Raw genomic sequence first — 16893 nt, forward strand, 5'->3', positions numbered from 1 at the left:
ATGTCGCTGCCGCCCGGTTTCCTCGACGAATTGCGCACCCGCATCAGTATCTCTGATGTTGTCGGGCGCAAGGTCATGTGGGACCAGCGCAAATCGCAGCCGGGCAAAGGCGACTTCTGGAGCCCGTGTCCGTTCCACCATGAAAAGACCGCGTCGTTTCACGTCGAGGACCGCAAGGGATTCTATTACTGCTTCGGTTGCCACGCCAAAGGTGACGCGCTGAAGTTTGTGCAGGAGACCGAGAACGTCGGCTTCATGGAGGCCGTTGAAATCCTGGCGGGCGAAGCGGGCATGGAGATGCCTAAACGCGACCCGCGCGCCCAGGAGAAACAGGACCGCCGGGCGCTGCTGGCTGACGTGATGGAGCAGGCGGTGCAGTTCTTCCGTCTGCAATTGAAGACCGGAGCAGCCCAGGATGCGCGGTCCTATTTGCAGCGGCGGGGAATGACGGCGCAGGCGCTGGACCGTTGGGAGATCGGCTTCGCCCCTGATGGCTGGCAAGCCTTATGGGATGCTCTGCGCGGCAAGAACGTGCCTGAGGACCTGATCATCGGGGCGGGGCTGGCCAAGCCCTCGAACAAGGGCGGCAAGCCCTATGACACTTTCCGCAACCGGATCATGTTCCCGATCCGTGATGCGCGCGGCCGGGCGATTGCCTTTGGCGGCCGGGCGATGGACCCCAATGACAACGCCAAATACCTGAACTCGCCCGAGACCGAACTGTTTGACAAAGGCCGCAGCCTCTACAACCACGGCCCCGCGCGTTCGGCGTCCGGGCGCGGCTCCACGCTGATCGTGGCCGAAGGCTATATGGATGTGATTGCGCTGGCCGAAGGGGGCTTCCAGTCCTCGGTCGCACCGCTGGGCACTGCGATCACCGAAAATCAGCTGCAGATGCTGTGGCGGATGTCGGATGAGCCGATCATTGCGCTGGATGGCGACAAAGCGGGTATTCGCGCGGCGATGCGGCTGATCGACCTGGCGCTGCCGCTTTTGGAAGCCGGCAAGTCCCTGCGCTTTGCCATCATGCCAGAGGGCAAGGACCCCGACGACATGATCCGCAGTGAAGGCCCTGAAGCGGTGCAGGCGGTGCTGGATCAGGCGATGCCGATGGTTAAGCTGCTGTGGCAGCGGGAGACCGACGGCAAGGTCTTTGACAGCCCAGAGCGCAAGGCGGCGCTCGACAAGGCCCTGCGCGAAAAGATCAAGCTGATCCGAGACCCCTCAATCCGCAAGCACTATGGCGAAGACGTCAAAGAAATGCGCTGGCAGCTGTTTCGCGGCACCCGCGACAGTGGCGGCTACCAGCAGAGAGGCGGCAAGGGCGGCGGCTTCCGCGACGGCACGCGCGCGCCTTGGAAGCCGGGCAAGGGCTTTGGCCCGATCCCGCAGCCGCGCGCAACCACCCGGGCGTCGCTGGTGGCGGGCGCCGATGACGAATCCTTCGCCTCCATGCGCGAAGCGGTGATCCTGGCCACCGCGATCACCACACCGGACGTGATCCCGGAGTTTGAGACCAGCCTGGAGCGCCTGCACTGCGCCGATCCGGATTTGGCCGCATTGCGCGATATGGTGCTGCGCCACGGTATCAGCGCGCCGGACAGGCTGCGTGAGGAAATTGACTGGTCTTTGGGGCCCCATGCCCTTGAAAACCTCTTTGCCCTTCGCCATGTCGCAATCATCCCCTGCCTGCGCAAACCCGGCGATACCGAACTGGCCAGCATGACCCTGGCCGAGGAACTCGCAAAACTCGAAGCGCGGCGCGGGCTGGACGCGGAACTGGCGGAAGCCGAAGAGGATTTGGACGGCCTTGCAGACGAGGCGCTGACCTGGCGGCTGCGGCAGGCGGCTGAGGCCAAAAACAAGGCCGTGCGCAGCGAGAATGAGGATAAGGCAACCTATGATGTGGGCAAGAACGGCGCGCGGCTCAACCGGGATGAGCGCGACGCCTTTGGTGCCCTTTTGGACCGGATCGGCTTCTCCGAGAAGTAACACGCAGGGTGATTCTGCGTTTTGCTAAGGAAGAGCACAGGAAAATTGGGTAAACGGGGTGACGAATCAGATGATCGCGCTAATGATTCGCTTCAGCGAATCGACCCCCGCAGCCCCTGATATGGAGCAATGAATGGCCGCCAAAGACACCGACGACCGTAAACCTGACGATCAGGACGCCGAAATCTCCCTTGATATGAGCCAGGCTCAGGTCAAGAAGATGATCGCGGAAGCCCGCGAGAAAGGCTACATCACCTACGATCAGCTCAATCAGGTTCTGCCGCCGGATCAGGTCAGCTCGGAACAGATCGAAGACGTGATGTCGATGCTCAGCGAGATGGGCATCAATATCATCGAGGACGAAGAGGCCGAGGAAGAAGAGAACAAGGGCACCACCGACCTTGTGACCACCGAAGGCCCGCGCGAGGTTGCGCTGGCCGGCGCTCAGACCGAAAAGCTGGACCGCACCGACGATCCAGTGCGCATGTACCTGCGCGAGATGGGCTCGGTGGAACTGCTGTCCCGCGAAGGCGAGATCGCGATTGCGAAGCGCATCGAGGCGGGCCGCAACACGATGATCCTGGGGCTGTGCGAAAGCCCGCTGACCTTCCAGGCGATCACCATCTGGCACGACGAACTTCTGTCCGAGGACATTCTCCTGCGCGACGTCATCGACCTGGAAGCCACCTTTGGCAACCAGATGGACGAGGATGGCGAGGAGGAAGAGCCGGTTGTCGATACTTCCGCCGTGGCGGCAGCCAAGCCGGCCAAGGATGAAGGCCCGGAGCTGGATGCCGACGGCAACCCGATCTCCAAAGACGATGACGACGACGATGACGACGATCAGGCCAACATGTCGCTGGCCGCGATGGAAGCCGCACTCAAGGACCGGGTGCTGGTCACGCTGGAGCGGATCTCCACCGACTTCGCCGAACTCAGCGAAATGCAGGACAGCCGGATTTCGGCAACCCTGAACGAGGATGGTTCCTTCAGCGCCGACGACGAAGCGCGCTACCAGTCGCTGCGTTCGGAAATTGTCGAGCTGGTGAACGGCCTGCATCTGCACAACAACCGTATCGAAGCGCTGATCGACCAGCTTTATGGTATCAACCGCCGCGTCATGCAGATCGACAGCTCGATGGTGAAGCTGGCCGACCAGGCCCGCATCAACCGCCGCGAGTTCATCGATGCCTACCGCGGCCGCGAGCTGGACCCGAACTGGCTGGCCGAGATGGGCGAAAAGCCCGGCCGCGGCTGGCAGATGTTCATCGAGCGCTCCACCGGCAAGGTTGAAGAACTGCGCGCCGACATGGCCCAGGTCGGCCAGTATGTTGGTCTGGATATCTCGGAATTCCGCCGCATCGTGCAGCAGGTTCAGAAGGGTGAGAAAGAAGCCCGCCAGGCCAAGAAGGAAATGGTCGAGGCCAACCTGCGCCTGGTGATCTCGATCGCCAAGAAATACACCAACCGCGGCCTGCAGTTCCTGGACCTGATCCAGGAGGGCAACATCGGCCTGATGAAGGCGGTGGACAAGTTCGAATACCGCCGCGGCTACAAGTTCTCGACCTATGCGACCTGGTGGATCCGCCAGGCCATCACCCGCTCGATTGCGGACCAGGCCCGCACCATCCGGATCCCGGTCCACATGATCGAGACCATCAACAAGCTGGTCCGCACCGGCCGCCAGATGCTGCACGAGATCGGCCGCGAGCCAACGCCGGAGGAACTGGCGGACAAGCTGCAGATGCCGCTGGAGAAGGTCCGCAAGGTGATGAAGATCGCCAAGGAGCCGATCTCGCTGGAGACCCCGATCGGCGACGAGGAAGATTCGCAGCTGGGCGATTTCATCGAGGACAAGAATGCCGTGCTGCCTTTGGACAGCGCCATTCAGGAGAACCTCAAAGAAACCACCACCCGGGTGCTGGCGTCGCTCACCCCGCGTGAGGAGCGGGTTCTGCGGATGCGGTTCGGCATCGGTATGAACACCGACCACACGCTGGAGGAAGTCGGCCAGCAGTTCAGCGTGACCCGCGAACGGATCCGCCAGATCGAGGCAAAGGCGCTCAGGAAGCTGAAGCACCCCAGCCGCTCGCGCAAGCTGCGCAGCTTCCTGGATCAGTAAATTTGAAGGCGCCCCGCGGGGCGCCTTTTTGTTGCCTGATTGAGGCGTATTCTCCCCGGCGTATTAGCTTGGGAATTTTTCATGATGTTCAAAACCTTTGCCGCCATGCTGATGGCCAGCGCTGTTTCCGCGCATGCTGATGCGCCGGATTTCTACCAGATCCCTTTCCTGACCGACGCTGCCAGCGCCAGTATTCAGCGGGATTATGAGCGGGTCCGCTGCAAACAAACCTATATGGTGGCGGTGTCGCCGGACGGCCATTGGGCTTCGCGCTGCAGCGGCAACAAACTGTCGTCCACCATCACCCAGGCGGTGCTGCAAAAATGCGAACATGCCGCTGGCCAGCCATGCGGCCTGGTTATCGCCAAAGGACGGAACCTGCCTGATTGGCAGCCCACTCCCTCAATGATCTATGCAGACAGCGTGACGCCGGACAGCGTCCCCTTCGTTGCAGAGCTGCGGCGCAGGGATATGGTGTCCCGTTACACGGTTGCCAGACGTAACAAGGCTCTGGCGCTGAGCCGGAATGGCGCGTGGGCCTATGCGTCCGGCCGCTTGACTTCACGTGAAGCGGAACATGCGGCGCTTAGCAAATGTGAAGAAATTGATGGTAACCGCAGGCGGTGCTTTTTGTATGCTTCCGGTAATGACGTGGTGTTCGGGCCTGAAACTGACATTTATCCCGAACGCTGAAGTGCTTGAAGTAGGGCGGGTAGATCATGGAGGAAACTGAATCCCCTGTTGAACAGGTCGCCGCTCTAGAGCGTGATCTCATCGTTTTCGACGGCGAGTGCGTGCTGTGCTCCCGGTTTTTCCGCTTCATGCTGCGCCATGACCGGGCAGGGCGGTTCTCTTTCGCCACCGCGCAGTCGCCGTTGGGGCAGCGGCTCTACCGGGAACTCGGTCTGCCCACCGACGATTTCGAGACAAATTTGGTGATCGTCGATGGCCGCACCTACCAGCGGCTGGATGCCTTTGCGGCCGCGATGCAGGCGCTGCCCTGGCCTTGGCGGATGCTGTCGGTCTGCAGGTTTCTGCCGGGATGGCTGAAGGACCCCCTTTACTTCGGTGTCGCCCGCAACCGCTACCGCCTGTTCGGCCGGTTTGAAGCCTGCATGATCCCCAGCCCCGAAGTCCGGGCCCGTTTTGCCGACGGAGGGTATGGCGCTTGAGGGATGCCTTTGGCGAAATCATCGCGGCGCAAAAGCTGGAGGTGCCGCCGGTGCTGATGCGGTTTCATGGGGAGCCGCCGGTGCTCAGCCAGGGTATCGTCACAGTCGAGGGCGGTGGCCGCTGGGCGCGGCTGCTGGTAGGTCTGGCGGGCTTTCCGCCGCCAATGGCACGCACCCGCTTCCGGCTGAACGTCACGCCGCAGGGCAAGGGTCACGTCTGGCAGCGCAGTTTCGGCAAATACCTGACCCGCTCGCATCTGTGCTATGACCCGCGCAAACGCCGGGCGGTGGAGCGGTTCGGGCCAATTGAATTGGAACTCTCGGCCTCGGTGCAGCAGGGCGCATTGCTGATTTCGGTGGAGCGGGCTTGCCTGTTCGGGCTGCCGCTGCCGCGCGCCCTGTGCCCGCAAAGCGCTGCCGTCGAGTTCGAGACACCGGAAGGCCATCTTGGCTTTGATATCTCCGCCAGCCTGCCGCGCATCGGCTTGCTGGTGCGCTACCAGGGGCATATCGTGCTGCCGGAGCTGGATCTCAGGCGTTAACCATTTGGTAACCCGGGCGTTGCCGGGCAGGGCAGTTGTTCCTAACATTGAAGACATCGCCATTCACGCTTTCCGGGGGGGAAGAAGATGTCTGCACATACCGATCTGAACGAGGCGCTGCTGGCGCTGACAGGCAAGCTCCAGTCGCTGAACGACTTGGTGACCGCCAATCAGTTCATGGTGGAGGCTTTGGCTGAGCAGGGCGAAGCGCTGAAACAGCTGGACGGCATGGAGACCAAGGACATGCTGCGCCAGCAGGCGCGGGCCAGATTCCATCCGCAGACCGGCACCGCGCCCAATGCTGCGGCGCTGGCCATTCTGGAGGAGGTGCTCGGCCGTCAGCCGCAAAGCGCCGAAATCATCCCTTTCCCGGCCCGCGTCTAAGGGCTGCGCTCACACTTTTGCGAGAGCGGGCGGCAAAGGCGGCCGCAGCTACTTGGAGCCCCGGCGGGCAATCCCTATGTTGAGGCAAACACAGGGAAATTTCTTCATGAAAAAGCTCTTCTGCGCATTGGGCATTGCCTGTCTCTCGGCCCTCCCGTCCACCTCCGCCGATGCCTTGACCACCAGCCGCGGGGTGCGTGTGCTGCCGGTCAATGACGTCGTTTATGAGGTGGTGCCGCGCGGCTCGGGCGGCACTTGGACGTATTGGTGCGCCGCAGCGGAATATGCCCGCCGCGAACTGGGAGCCGGTTGGGCCGACCGGTTTTATGTGGTGCGCGGGCGGGACGTCAGCGTGACTACCGGCCGCCGGTCTTCGGTTCAATTCACGCTGCATCCGGAGCGCGCGGGAATTTCCCCAAAAACCGGCTGGCTGTCGCTGGGCTTTCAGCCGGGCGAGAGCATGTCGGTGCAGCAGGGCTACAGCTACTGCGTGCAGGCCCCAGCACTTTGACCCGGGTAGCCGGGTCTTATGGGCGGCCGGCCGGGTAGGGATCACATTCGGCCACGCTGATGTGTTCCGGACCGTGAGCCGCCGGGCCGCGGGTACTTTAAAAGCCGCCGCCTGGAGGGCGCTTACCCTAGGACATGAGCGCTGCTTTCACTCCCACTAAGGTTTCTCTTAGGGTGTTGAAAGATAATAATTTTCATAGGTGTGATGCCCCTTGGCAGCCGAGACTGCAGACTTCAGAGCCGGGCGTGGCAGCCGCTGCACAGCAGTGTGACTCGCTTGTGTTCCAAACTTTCCTACCCTTGGAGAGAGCCTGGCCGAATAGGCCGTTGCCCGCTGACCGAAAGGAACCCGATATGAAATCCATTTCTGCCGCTGCAATTGCCGCTGCCTCGCTGCTGATGGCTGTTCCCAACAATGCCGCTGCCTATGGCAGCCACCACGGCGTCCGGGTCAACCCGGTGTCGGATGCGGTTTTCGAAGTCGTCGGCCGCGGCGGCAATGGCTATCTGTTCTGGTGCGGAGCTGCGGATTATGCGCAGCGCGTTCTGCAGGTGCCCTGGAGCAGTGAATTGCATATCTCCCGCGGGCTGGGAACCAGCGAAACCACCGGACGCCGGTCGGCTGTTCAGTTCACCCTGGATGCAAATCTGGCGCCGGATGGAAGCCTTAGGTCTGTCAACAGCCTGCAAGCCGGTGATAGAATGAGCGTGCAAAAGGCGTTTGAATTCTGCTTTGTGCCATTTGGCCGGATCTGAGCCCGGCGGGCACCGTCTTTTGCGCGACCAAGGGAAAGGATGGGAAAATGCCGAGGAAGAAGAGACTGCTGTCCGGGATGCTGGCACTGGCTGTGGCGCTTCCCGTGCCCGCGTCTGCCTGGCGGGCGATCAACAGGCATGAGGTCCTCCCAGTCTCGGAAGGGGTCTGGGAAGTGGTCGCCAGAGTGGGGACCGGTGCCCAGGACTATTGGTGCGGGATCGGCGATTTTGCTATCCGCCAGCTGCGCGCGCCTGTGAACCAGCGGATCTACGTCTGGCGCGGGGTCGGGCCGTCCGTGAACAGGCCCGGGAAAAAGGCGGTGCAATTTGCCTTTGGCGCACCGCCGGGTGCCGATACTTCTTCGCGCATTTCTCTGAATGTGCGCGAGCCGGGCGATAATCTGAGGGTGACGTCAGCCCAGACCTATTGCTACGACCGGTTGCCGGGGCGCGACCGTTTCCTGCCTTGACCGGCTGACTGCTCCGGCCTGCCTTGCCTGGCGGGCCGGTATCGGCCACAAAGGCCCCATGCAGCATGAATTCACAATTCCGACGCGCGGGCAGGGGCTCTATGAATTTACCCGGGCGGTGCAGGGCTGGGTTGCGGATAGCGGCCTGCAAGACGGGCTGCTGACGCTGCTTGTGCGCCACACCTCCTGTTCGCTGCTGATCCAGGAAAATGCTGACCCTGTAGTGCAAACCGACCTGCGGGCCTTTTTTGCCCGACTGGTGCCGCCTTCCAGCGATCCTTCGATGAATTACCTGCGCCATACCTACGAAGGCCCGGATGACATGCCTGCGCATATCAAAGCGGCGATGATGCCGGTGAGCCTCTCGATCCCGGTCAGCCGCGGAGCACCGCTGCTGGGCACCTGGCAGGGGATCTATCTGTTTGAGCACCGTGATGCGCCGCACCAGCGGCGGGTGGCCGCGCATCTGGGGTGAACCTCTTTATCTAGCGGCAAAAAATCCCCTCTACCCAAATTCTGGAGGGTGGCCTATAGTTGTGGATAACCGGGCAGGCCCGGGTACTAATAATAGGCTGACAGGATTGAGGGAGCAGGCGGATGCGCTGCCCATTTTGCGGAAATATCGACACTCAGGTCAAGGATTCACGTCCCGCCGAAGATCATGTTTCGATCCGGCGGCGCCGGTTCTGCCCGGCCTGCGGCGGCCGCTTCACGACCTATGAACGGGTGCAGCTGCGCGACCTGGTGGTGATCAAATCGAATGGCAAGCGCGAGGATTTCGACCGCGACAAGCTGGAGCGTTCGATCCGCATCTCGATGCAGAAACGCCCGATCGAGCCGGAGCGCATCGACCAGATGATCTCGGGCATTGTGCGGCGGCTGGAGAGCATGGGCGAGACCGATATTCCCTCCAAACGGATCGGCGAGATCGTGATGGAGGCGCTGGCCCGGATCGACACCGTGGCCTATGTGCGCTTCGCCAGTGTTTACAAGAACTTCCAGGCGGCGGATGACTTCGAGGACTTTGTCCACGAGCTGCGCCCCAATGTGGCGCCGGAGGACTGATGGACGCCGATCACCGGTTTATGGCGCTGGCGCTGTCCCTGGGGCGGCGTGGGCAGGGCAACTGCTGGCCGAATCCGGCGGTGGGCTGTGTCATCGTGCAGGGCGGCCGGGTGGTCGGCCGCGGCTGGACCAAACCAGGCGGCCGTCCGCATGCCGAGACCGAAGCGCTGGCGCAGGCTGGCACCGCTGCACGCGGCGCCACGGCCTATGTGACGCTGGAGCCTTGCGCGCACCATGGCAAGACCCCGCCGTGCGCCCAGGCGCTGATTGATGCTGGTGTGGCCCGGGTTGTGGCGGCGATTGAGGACAGCGATCCGCGGGTGTCCGGCCAGGGCTTCCAGATGCTGCGCGACGCGGGCATAGAAGTGGCAACGGGTGTGTGGGGCGCTCAGGCGGCACGTGATCTCGCAGGGTTTTTCCTGAAGACCGAGCAGGGCCGCCCGCTGGTGACGCTGAAGCTGGCCGGCAGTTTTGACGGCCGTATTGCCACCGGTTCGGGGCAAAGCAAGTGGATTACCGGACCCGAGGCCCGCCGCGCCGTGCATGCCATGCGGGCCCGCCACGACGCGGTTATGGTTGGCGGCGGGACCGCGCGGGCCGATGATCCGTCGCTGACAGTGCGGGATCTGGGCGTGGCGCAGCAGCCGGTGCGGGTGGTGATTTCGCGGCATCTGGATCTGCCGCTGATGGGTCAGCTGGCGCGCACTGCCAAGGATGTTCCAGTCTGGCTCTGCCACGGCCATGGCGCTGATCATGAGCGGGTCCAGGCCTGGGAGGGGCTGGGTGCAAAGCTGATCCCCTGTGCTTCTCACGGGGTGCAGCTGGATCCGGGTGATATCCTGCAGCAGCTGGGGCAGGCGGGGCTGACCCGGGTGTTCTGCGAAGGCGGCAGCGCGCTGGCGGCTTCGCTGCTGGCGTTTGACCTGGTGGACGAACTGATCGGTTTCACCGCCGGTATCGGGATTGGCGCTGAAGGGCTGCCGTCAATCGGCGCGCTTGGCATCGGACGGCTGGAGGAGGCGCCCCGCTTCGACCTGGTGGAAACCCGCCCCATCGGCAAGGACATCCTGCACCGCTGGACCCGCGCGCTGCGCTGACCGGCGGCTGTTCTGAACCAAGGCCCGGGCGCTCCCGCCTGTCGCTGGAGCATAAGATATGCTCCGCTCCCGTTGGGCGTGGCCCGGCGCTTGCGCGCCGGGCCACGCCCAAGGCCGCCAAGGGGGGCGCTGGCGGCGCTAGGGTGCCCTGCGGGCGCGGGAGCGCTGCGGCTCCGGCTCAGCGCCAGAGGTGGGCGTAGGTGGCAAACAGGCCCTGAAGTTTGGAGAGCAGCCGGTTGCGGAGACCGGGATGCGGCAGACGTCCGTCGCGCAGGCGCATAGCCGCCACTTCCGCCGGGCAAGGCTGTCCGGTTACGGGGTCGAAGTAGCGCGGATATTCGATCAGCGCCGCATGGACGAGGTTCAGCAGCGGCACCTGAGTTCCGCGCCAGGGCGGAACAGGCGCCAGATCCGTAGTCAGCCCCCAGCCAGCATAAAACGGAGTGCCCAGCGTGGTGACCTTGATCCCGCGCAGCAGGGCTTCGAAACCCAGGAGCGAGGTCATTGTCCAGACTTCCTGCACCTCCTCCAGCAAGGTCATTGGATCCGTATGGGCAGCCACTATGTCTGCCAGCCCTTCGGCTGCAACCTGCCCCGTGCGAAGCCCCGCCTCCACATCCGGGTGCGGCTTGTAGATGATTACCGCATCCGGGTTGGCTTGCCGTACAGAGCGCAGAAGCTCCAGGTTGCTGCGTACCAGACCGGCGCCGCAGAGGATTGAAGCGTCGTCTTCCACCTGGCCCGGCACCAGGATCCTGCGGCCAGGTGGCAGGGTGGGGGTGCTTCCGCCAAGATTGTACTTCGACACCCCCCCTTGCACCAGCAAGCGCATCAATCGCTCGGCGCGCAGCTCTTGTGCCATGGTCATCTCTGCCCGGGCAGCAATCAGGCGGTCAAGATCCGACTCCTGGCGCGGATCGTAGTAGATCCCGCGGCGGTCGCAGACCAGCGACAGGGGCGGCACCAGTTCCGCCCCCAGGCCACGCGACCGCAGAAACCCGTCCTCCACCCGCACGGCGCCATCGTGCGCCGCTGTTGCCTTGCCGGCCCAGACCATCCGGTTGCGGGTGGCGGCTTGTGCAGTGGCCGGGTCCTCGGTGAACAGCACCCGCCGTTCAGATCCAAAGAACTTTTGCAACGGCTTGCGCTTCCACAGCCGCATGCCGGATGCGGCCCAGCCGTGGCGGTCGTCCCGCCAGGCCCGCACTTTTGCCTCCAAATTATCCAGCACAGTTTCCAATCCGCACAGCTGATCGCGGAACGGGTCGTACCACTTGGGGTAAAGGATCATCGCAGCTGCAAACAGCTGCGCCCGGGTCAGCTTCCGCTGCCGCCGGGCAGGCGGTGCGTCATCCAGGCTCAGCCCCCAACCCGCATAAAACGGCTGGCCGAAGACCCGCGGCTTGTGACCTGCCAGGATCGCTTCAAATCCGAACTGGGAAGAGACAGTATAGACTCCGACGGCCCCCTCAAGGAGCGCCCAGGGCGACACGCTGCCGGTAAACAGTTCAACCCGGCCCTGCGCATCGCCGGCATCAAAATACCCTGCGCGGAAGCCGCGCAGTGTCTCCGGGTGGGTCTTGATCAGTACCCGCGCACCGGGATGCTCCTCCTGGGCAAAGGCCAGCATTTCCAGGAACCGCGCCCGGCCGGCGCTGGAAGCGGTGACCGAGGCATCTTCCAGCGCCTGGTCGGCAACAAGCACATAACCGGGATCCGGCAGCACTTCTTCGGGGTCGAAGGCATTGTATTTGCTGAGATGGGCCTCTTTCAGCCGGGCGATGGCATCGCGTGCCCGGCGCATAAGGTCCGCGTCATCCAGCGGGTGGCCGGCCAGCAGCTGCTCCAGGTCCGAAGGCTGGGAGGCGTCGAAATGCAACCCGGCGCGGTCCAGCAGAAGCCCTATGGGCGGCTCGCCCGCGCGCCCCGGATGGACTGAGCGCAGAAACGCGTCTTCGACCCGCAACACACCGCAGCCGCGCCGCTTTGCCACTGCAAGCCCCCGGTGCGCCGTCGGCGACGCGCCCCAGATCCCCGTCAGATCCTCGCGGCCGGGCAGGCCCAGCCGGATATCATAACCGGACAGCTGCAGAATCCGCCGCACCCGTCGCTGGGTCAAAAAACCGCCGTTGTAAACAAAAAGCCGGGATGCAGTGCTCCCGGCTTTGGTCTGGCCTTCGCTCAGGCGCATGCGCGCTTAAGTGCCATCAAGTGCGGTGGAGACGCTCGACAGCGAACCCACCGGGGTTACGAGCAGCGAAATGGTCTTGGTCCACTGGGCATAAGGCGCTTCGGTGACATACAGCGTGTCATCGTCGCGGACCACAAAATCGCGAGCGATAAACAAGCCGTTCGGCTGAGTCAGATTCAGCACATAGACCATGCGCTGAGCGCCGATCAGGTCATCGCGGCCCAGCACCTGGTTGGCGATTTCCGCAGGCTCGTTGCGCAGCACAAACACGCCGGTCGGATCCGACGCGGTGGAGATCAGGCCGCCCACCTGGGCAATGGCTTCCAGTGCTGACAGGTCCTGGCTTTCAAACGGCACCCGGGCCTGGGCCGAGGTTGCCCCCAGAGCGGTGAAAGAGCGGGTGTCCTCCTCGACCAGAATGCGGTCGCCGCCGCGCAGCGCCACGTCCAGCTTGGGGTCGTCGAACAGGTCCTGGAACCAGATCTTGCCCTTCTCGGTGCCGCGGATCACCGTGACCTGGGCGATCTCGGGCTGGATTGTCACACCGCCTGCCTGGGCCAGCATAGCGGCCAGGGTGCGGGTGGGGCGCTCGATCGGGTAGACGCCCTGGGCGCCAACAGCGCCGGTCAGGCTGACGGTTGCCCCGTCACCGGCTAGGCGGCGCACCTGCACCTGCGGGTCCGGTGTCTGGTCTTCGAGCTTCTTGGTGATGGTCTCGCGCAGCTGCTCGGGCGTGTTGCCAGATGCGCGCAGGCGGCCTGCATACGGTACAAAGATATAGCCGGCGCTGTCGACCTGCACCTCTTCCAGTACGGTGGAGTTGGTGGCTTCGGCCGCCAGCAGCCCGTCATCGACGTTTTCCCAGACCGTCAGCCCCAGCACGTCGCCCGGGCGGATGGTGTCCGAGGTCAGGCGCCCCGCAGTGGTGAAGCCGGAGGAAAAGCCCAATGCCGGAACCACGGCGGTTGCGCGGGCAACACGGTCGTTGACGGAGACGATGAAGGCATCGCCTTCCCGCTGCACGGAACCGGCGAAAATCTGGCGTTTGTTGGGGCCGACCTTGGGCAGCCCGCAGGACGCCGCAAGGGTCAATGCCGCCAGCATTGCCACGGGACGCGCCCAGCGAAGGGGAACGGATTTCACTGCTCGGTCTCCTCGACCAATTATTGTTTGCCTCAAGTTTTAGGGGCAACCTAACCGGCTGGCAGGAAAAAATCCAGTCTTAGGGCAATTCTGTGTCAGGTCACCAGGCGCAACTGTTGCCGCGGTGCCGCTGTGCCCAGGCGCAGCGCGTCATAAGGGTCTTCGGGGGCCAGCATCATGTCGGCCACCTGCCGCAGCAGCTGGCGGCGTCCTTCGCGGGAGTAGTAGCCGCCCGGCACCTGCGAGGTTTCCAGCAGGAACCGGCGGTAATCCTTGTAGGCGCGGCTGTCGGGGCGGCTGGCGGCGGCAAAGAATTCGGCCAGCGGCTGCTCTGAAACAAATTCCGGCTTGCCATAGACCGCGCGCCCGAACACCCGAAGCGGAATGCCGCGCCACAGCACCTGCTGGCCGGCGGTAGAGTTGACTGTGACCGCGGTACGGGCCTCGTTTAATAGCTGGGCCAGCTTGCCGCCACGCACGTAATGCACGCGGTTTTCCAAACCGTGCTCGCGCGCCAGGCGGCGCAGGGTGCGCCGCACCTGGGCGCGGCCGTCTTCCAGCGGATGCGCCTTGATCACCAGATGATGATGGCGCGGGGCGCCTTCGGCAAAGCCGCAGATTACCTCCTCCAGAAAGTCGCGCATGCTGCCGAATGGCGAGTGCATCTGGAAGGAACTGTCATGCTCAAGCTGCAGCAGTGCCAGATGATAGGGGAAGCCGCCATGGCGTATCCGCCGCTCCGCCAGCCGCCTCTCCAGCGCCTGGGCCGGCATCAGCATCAGCCGCTTGAGGTAGAGGCGGAATTCCTTGGTCACCGTCAGCGCCCGGTGCGGGCGGAAATTTCGGTACTTCCGGTTTCGGAACATAACGAACCAATGGTAAAGCGCGCCATAGAACACATGCTGGCGCATATCGCCCCAATGGGCCGGCGGCAGAGGCGCCTCCATGTCCGACAGCGCCAGCGCCTCCTGCATCTCGGGCACTGTCATCTGCATCAGCCGCGAGTGGCCATTGGAGCCGCCGCGTTCATAAGTCACCCAGTAGGGGCGCAAATAGCCTTCCTCAAACACATGCACGGTGATGCCGCGGTTCTTTGCAGCCTCGACGGCAGTTGCGTGAATGGGGCGGGTGTCGCCATAAAGCACGATGTCGGTGATGCCGCGGCTCTCCAGCAGCCCGGCCAGCACCTCCGGCCAGTCCTGAGGGGTGCCGGTGAAGGCTATGTAGCTGTCCTTGCGGCGCCAGAAGGCCTGGTCGCCGGCATTGAACCCGACACGCGCCACGTCGCAGCCTGCTGCCTGCAGCATCCGGCCAAGGGCTGCAAAAAACGGCCCGTGCGGGCCTTGCAGAAACAGGAAGCTGCGGTGTGTCACGGGGTGTTTGGGCATCTCGGGCGGCAGAATATGGTTGGCGGTCTCAAGGATTGATTAACATTTGACTGAGGCAAAACTATGGCCGGCATGTGCAGGATGGCAAGCCAGGGCAAGGCAAGGGGCTTGTGAAGGCCGCCCGGCTTGGCTACCTCTGCCGCAGGAGAGACATTGCACCGGCAGGGAGCACAGCCATGTTCACAGGCATCATCACCGACGTTGGCACCATCACTGAACTAGAGCAGCAGGGCGATCTGCGTGCCCGCATCCGCACCGGGTATGACACCGCCACAATCGACATCGGCGCTTCGATCGCATCGGATGGCGTTTGCCTGACGGTGATCGCCCTGGGCGATGTCTGGTACGATGTGCAGATCTCGGCTGAGACCGTCTCCAAGACCAATCTGGACAGCTGGGCCGTGGGTAAGCGCGTCAATCTGGAACGTGCCCTGAAAGTGGGCGACGAACTGGGCGGCCATATCGTTTCCGGTCATGTGGACGGCGTTGCCGAGGTGGTGAAGATGGAAGACGAGGGCGACAGCACCAGGGTCACCCTGCGTGCGCCCGAGGCATTGGCCCGCTTCATCGCGCCCAAAGGCTCGGTGGCGCTGAATGGTACGTCGCTGACAGTGAACGAAGTGGACGGCTGCGACTTCGGTATCAACTTTATCCCGCATACCAAAGAAGTGACCACTTGGGGCGATGTGGCAATGGGAGACCGCATCAACCTGGAAATCGACACTCTGGCCCGCTACGTGGCCCGCCTGCATGAGGCTGGCTGAACCTGAGCCCCTTCCGCTTCTTTCTGGTTGAAAATACCCCGGGGTGAGGCCCGCAAGGGCCGAGGGGCAGGGCCCTTCTTCCTCCCTTGACGAACTACTCCCGCCCCTTGAGGCAGCATCGAAGATGCCGCCGCAAGCGTTGGGCCGGGCGCGCCGCTGGCGCGGCGCGCGTCACCACATGTCGCCAACAGTATAGCCCGCCGGGAACGGGTCGCTGGGATCCAGCGTGTAGTGGCTCAGCCCGTAGATCCAGCCCTGACCGGACAGGGTCGGGACAATAGCCTTGTATGGCCCCACTTGTGTCTCCTCCAGGATACGGCCCGTGAAAGTGGTGCCCAGCGGCCCGGCATTCACATAGTCCTGTCCCACGCTCAGAGCCCCGCGGGCATGCAGCACCGCCATCTTGGCGCAGGTGCCGGTGCCGCAGGGGGAACGGTCCAGGATGCCGCTGGCGTCCTGCGGGTGCTCGGGATCAAACGGGCCGGTCGAGATGGTGATGGCCCCGCGCCCATGGGTTCCCTCCGCCAGCGGAGCGCCCCAGAGGTTGGTGATCGTCGGGCCGGTGATCTCAGGGTTTTCAGGATGCACCACCGGCAGTTGCTCCACCGCGGCGTGGCGGATCGCTTCTGACGCCCGCACGATTTCGGCACCGTTGTCCGCGTCCAGCGAAACGCCGAGCTTCTCCGCCTCAGCCAGCACAAAGAACATGCCGCCCCAGGCCACATCCACGGTGACGGCGCCGAGACCGGCAACCTCAACCTGTACATCCAGATGCACCGCAAAGGCAGGCACGTTTTTGAACTCCACCCGTGTCACCTTGCCGTCCTTGCATTCGGCGCGGACCCGGATCAGCCCGGCGGGTGCTTCCAGTGTCAGCTCGGTCACCGGCTCCACCATCGGCACCATGCCGGTCTCCAGCAGCACCGTGACCACGCAGATGGTGTTGGAGCCGGACATCGGCGGGTATTCGGATTGCTCGAAGATGATAAACCCTGCATCCGCCTCTGGATGGCAGGGCGGCACGATGGCATTGCCGCAGAGGCCGGGGTTGCCGCGCGGCTCGCGCAGCATCTGCAGGCGGATTTCGTCATGGTTCGCGGCCATGTCCTGCATCTTCTCAAACACCGAATTGCCCTTGAGCAACGGCATGCCGCCGGTGATCACCCGGCCCGGCTCGCCCTCGGCATGAGCCTCAACTGCCTGAAGTATGCGGGATGCGCGCATCTTGGTCCTCCCAACCCTTTGACCTCCGGATCCCAGGATTGGATCCAATCTCACTTGTGCACATGCGCACAGG

The 16893-nt window shown here is 63.6% G+C and carries 17 protein-coding genes; 13 read left to right on the top strand and 4 right to left on the bottom strand.

The genetic code is table 11. The features are described from left to right. The 12 genes from dnaG to ribD all read left to right on the top strand — a co-directional run bounded on the left by dnaG (window position 1) and on the right by ribD (window position 10110). On the top strand, window positions 1-1992 hold the full coding sequence (dnaG, locus tag RA19_RS21990; RefSeq protein WP_039166966.1) for a DNA primase: 1992 nt from the start codon (window positions 1-3) through the stop codon (window positions 1990-1992). 133 nt (window positions 1993-2125) lie between these two features. Continuing rightward, window positions 2126-4114 carry an RNA polymerase sigma factor RpoD gene (gene rpoD / locus RA19_RS21995; protein ID WP_039166969.1) on the top strand — a complete coding sequence of 663 codons (1989 nt, stop codon included), beginning with the start codon at window positions 2126-2128 and terminating at the stop codon, window positions 4112-4114. Window positions 4115-4195: 81 nt separating this feature from the next. After that, a complete protein-coding gene (locus RA19_RS22000; RefSeq protein ID WP_039166972.1) occupies window positions 4196-4807 on the top strand; it encodes a hypothetical protein in 612 nt (203 codons plus the stop codon). 26 nt (window positions 4808-4833) lie between these two features. Further along, a complete protein-coding gene (locus tag RA19_RS22005) occupies window positions 4834-5286 on the top strand; it encodes a thiol-disulfide oxidoreductase DCC family protein (RefSeq protein WP_039166976.1) in 453 nt (150 codons plus the stop codon). Next, complete coding sequence (locus RA19_RS22010; protein ID WP_039166979.1) at window positions 5283-5828, top strand: DUF4166 domain-containing protein; 546 nt, start codon at window positions 5283-5285, stop codon at window positions 5826-5828. The genes RA19_RS22005 and RA19_RS22010 overlap by 4 nt, the downstream gene beginning before the upstream one ends. Before the next feature lie 87 nt (window positions 5829-5915). Continuing rightward, window positions 5916-6212 (top strand): hypothetical protein, encoded by a 297-nt coding sequence (locus tag RA19_RS22015; RefSeq protein WP_039166981.1) that lies wholly within the window; start codon window positions 5916-5918, stop codon window positions 6210-6212. 106 nt (window positions 6213-6318) lie between these two features. Then, window positions 6319-6723, top strand: a complete 405-nt coding sequence (locus RA19_RS22020) for a hypothetical protein (protein WP_039166982.1) — start codon at window positions 6319-6321, stop codon at window positions 6721-6723. 353 nt (window positions 6724-7076) lie between these two features. Then, complete coding sequence (locus tag RA19_RS22025; protein ID WP_039166985.1) at window positions 7077-7478, top strand: hypothetical protein; 402 nt, start codon at window positions 7077-7079, stop codon at window positions 7476-7478. Between the two features lie 47 nt (window positions 7479-7525). Further along, window positions 7526-7948 carry a hypothetical protein gene (locus RA19_RS22030; RefSeq protein ID WP_039166986.1) on the top strand — a complete coding sequence of 141 codons (423 nt, stop codon included), beginning with the start codon at window positions 7526-7528 and terminating at the stop codon, window positions 7946-7948. A gap of 58 nt (window positions 7949-8006) precedes the next feature. Continuing rightward, on the top strand, window positions 8007-8423 hold the full coding sequence (locus tag RA19_RS22035) for a secondary thiamine-phosphate synthase enzyme YjbQ (RefSeq protein ID WP_039166987.1): 417 nt from the start codon (window positions 8007-8009) through the stop codon (window positions 8421-8423). Window positions 8424-8545: 122 nt separating this feature from the next. After that, window positions 8546-9013 carry a transcriptional regulator NrdR gene (gene nrdR, locus RA19_RS22040; protein ID WP_039166988.1) on the top strand — a complete coding sequence of 156 codons (468 nt, stop codon included), beginning with the start codon at window positions 8546-8548 and terminating at the stop codon, window positions 9011-9013. Continuing rightward, complete coding sequence (ribD, locus tag RA19_RS22045) at window positions 9013-10110, top strand: bifunctional diaminohydroxyphosphoribosylaminopyrimidine deaminase/5-amino-6-(5-phosphoribosylamino)uracil reductase RibD (RefSeq protein WP_082020647.1); 1098 nt, start codon at window positions 9013-9015, stop codon at window positions 10108-10110. Before nrdR ends, ribD begins: the two co-directional genes overlap by 1 nt. A gap of 178 nt (window positions 10111-10288) precedes the next feature. On the opposite strand, the gene RA19_RS22050 is transcribed toward ribD, so the two are convergent. The 3 genes from RA19_RS22050 to RA19_RS22060 form a co-directional block, all read right to left on the bottom strand. Beyond that, a complete protein-coding gene (locus RA19_RS22050; protein ID WP_039166991.1) occupies window positions 10289-12301 on the bottom strand; it encodes a capsular polysaccharide biosynthesis protein in 2013 nt (670 codons plus the stop codon). Window positions 12302-12307: 6 nt separating this feature from the next. Beyond that, on the bottom strand, window positions 12308-13444 hold the full coding sequence (locus RA19_RS22055; RefSeq protein WP_039166994.1) for a polysaccharide biosynthesis/export family protein: 1137 nt from the start codon (window positions 13442-13444) through the stop codon (window positions 12308-12310). 95 nt (window positions 13445-13539) lie between these two features. Beyond that, a complete protein-coding gene (locus tag RA19_RS22060) occupies window positions 13540-14832 on the bottom strand; it encodes a capsule biosynthesis protein (RefSeq protein ID WP_039166997.1) in 1293 nt (430 codons plus the stop codon). A gap of 176 nt (window positions 14833-15008) precedes the next feature. On the opposite strand from RA19_RS22060, the gene RA19_RS22065 reads away from it, so the two are divergent. After that, complete coding sequence (locus RA19_RS22065) at window positions 15009-15596, top strand: riboflavin synthase (RefSeq protein WP_039167000.1); 588 nt, start codon at window positions 15009-15011, stop codon at window positions 15594-15596. Between the two features lie 171 nt (window positions 15597-15767). On the opposite strand, the gene RA19_RS22070 is transcribed toward RA19_RS22065, so the two are convergent. Next, window positions 15768-16820 carry a proline racemase family protein gene (locus RA19_RS22070; protein WP_039167001.1) on the bottom strand — a complete coding sequence of 351 codons (1053 nt, stop codon included), beginning with the start codon at window positions 16818-16820 and terminating at the stop codon, window positions 15768-15770. Between the last annotated feature and the right edge of the window lie 73 nt (window positions 16821-16893).

The organism is Leisingera sp. ANG-M1 (assembly GCF_000813745.1).
GTDB lineage: Bacteria > Pseudomonadota > Alphaproteobacteria > Rhodobacterales > Rhodobacteraceae > Leisingera.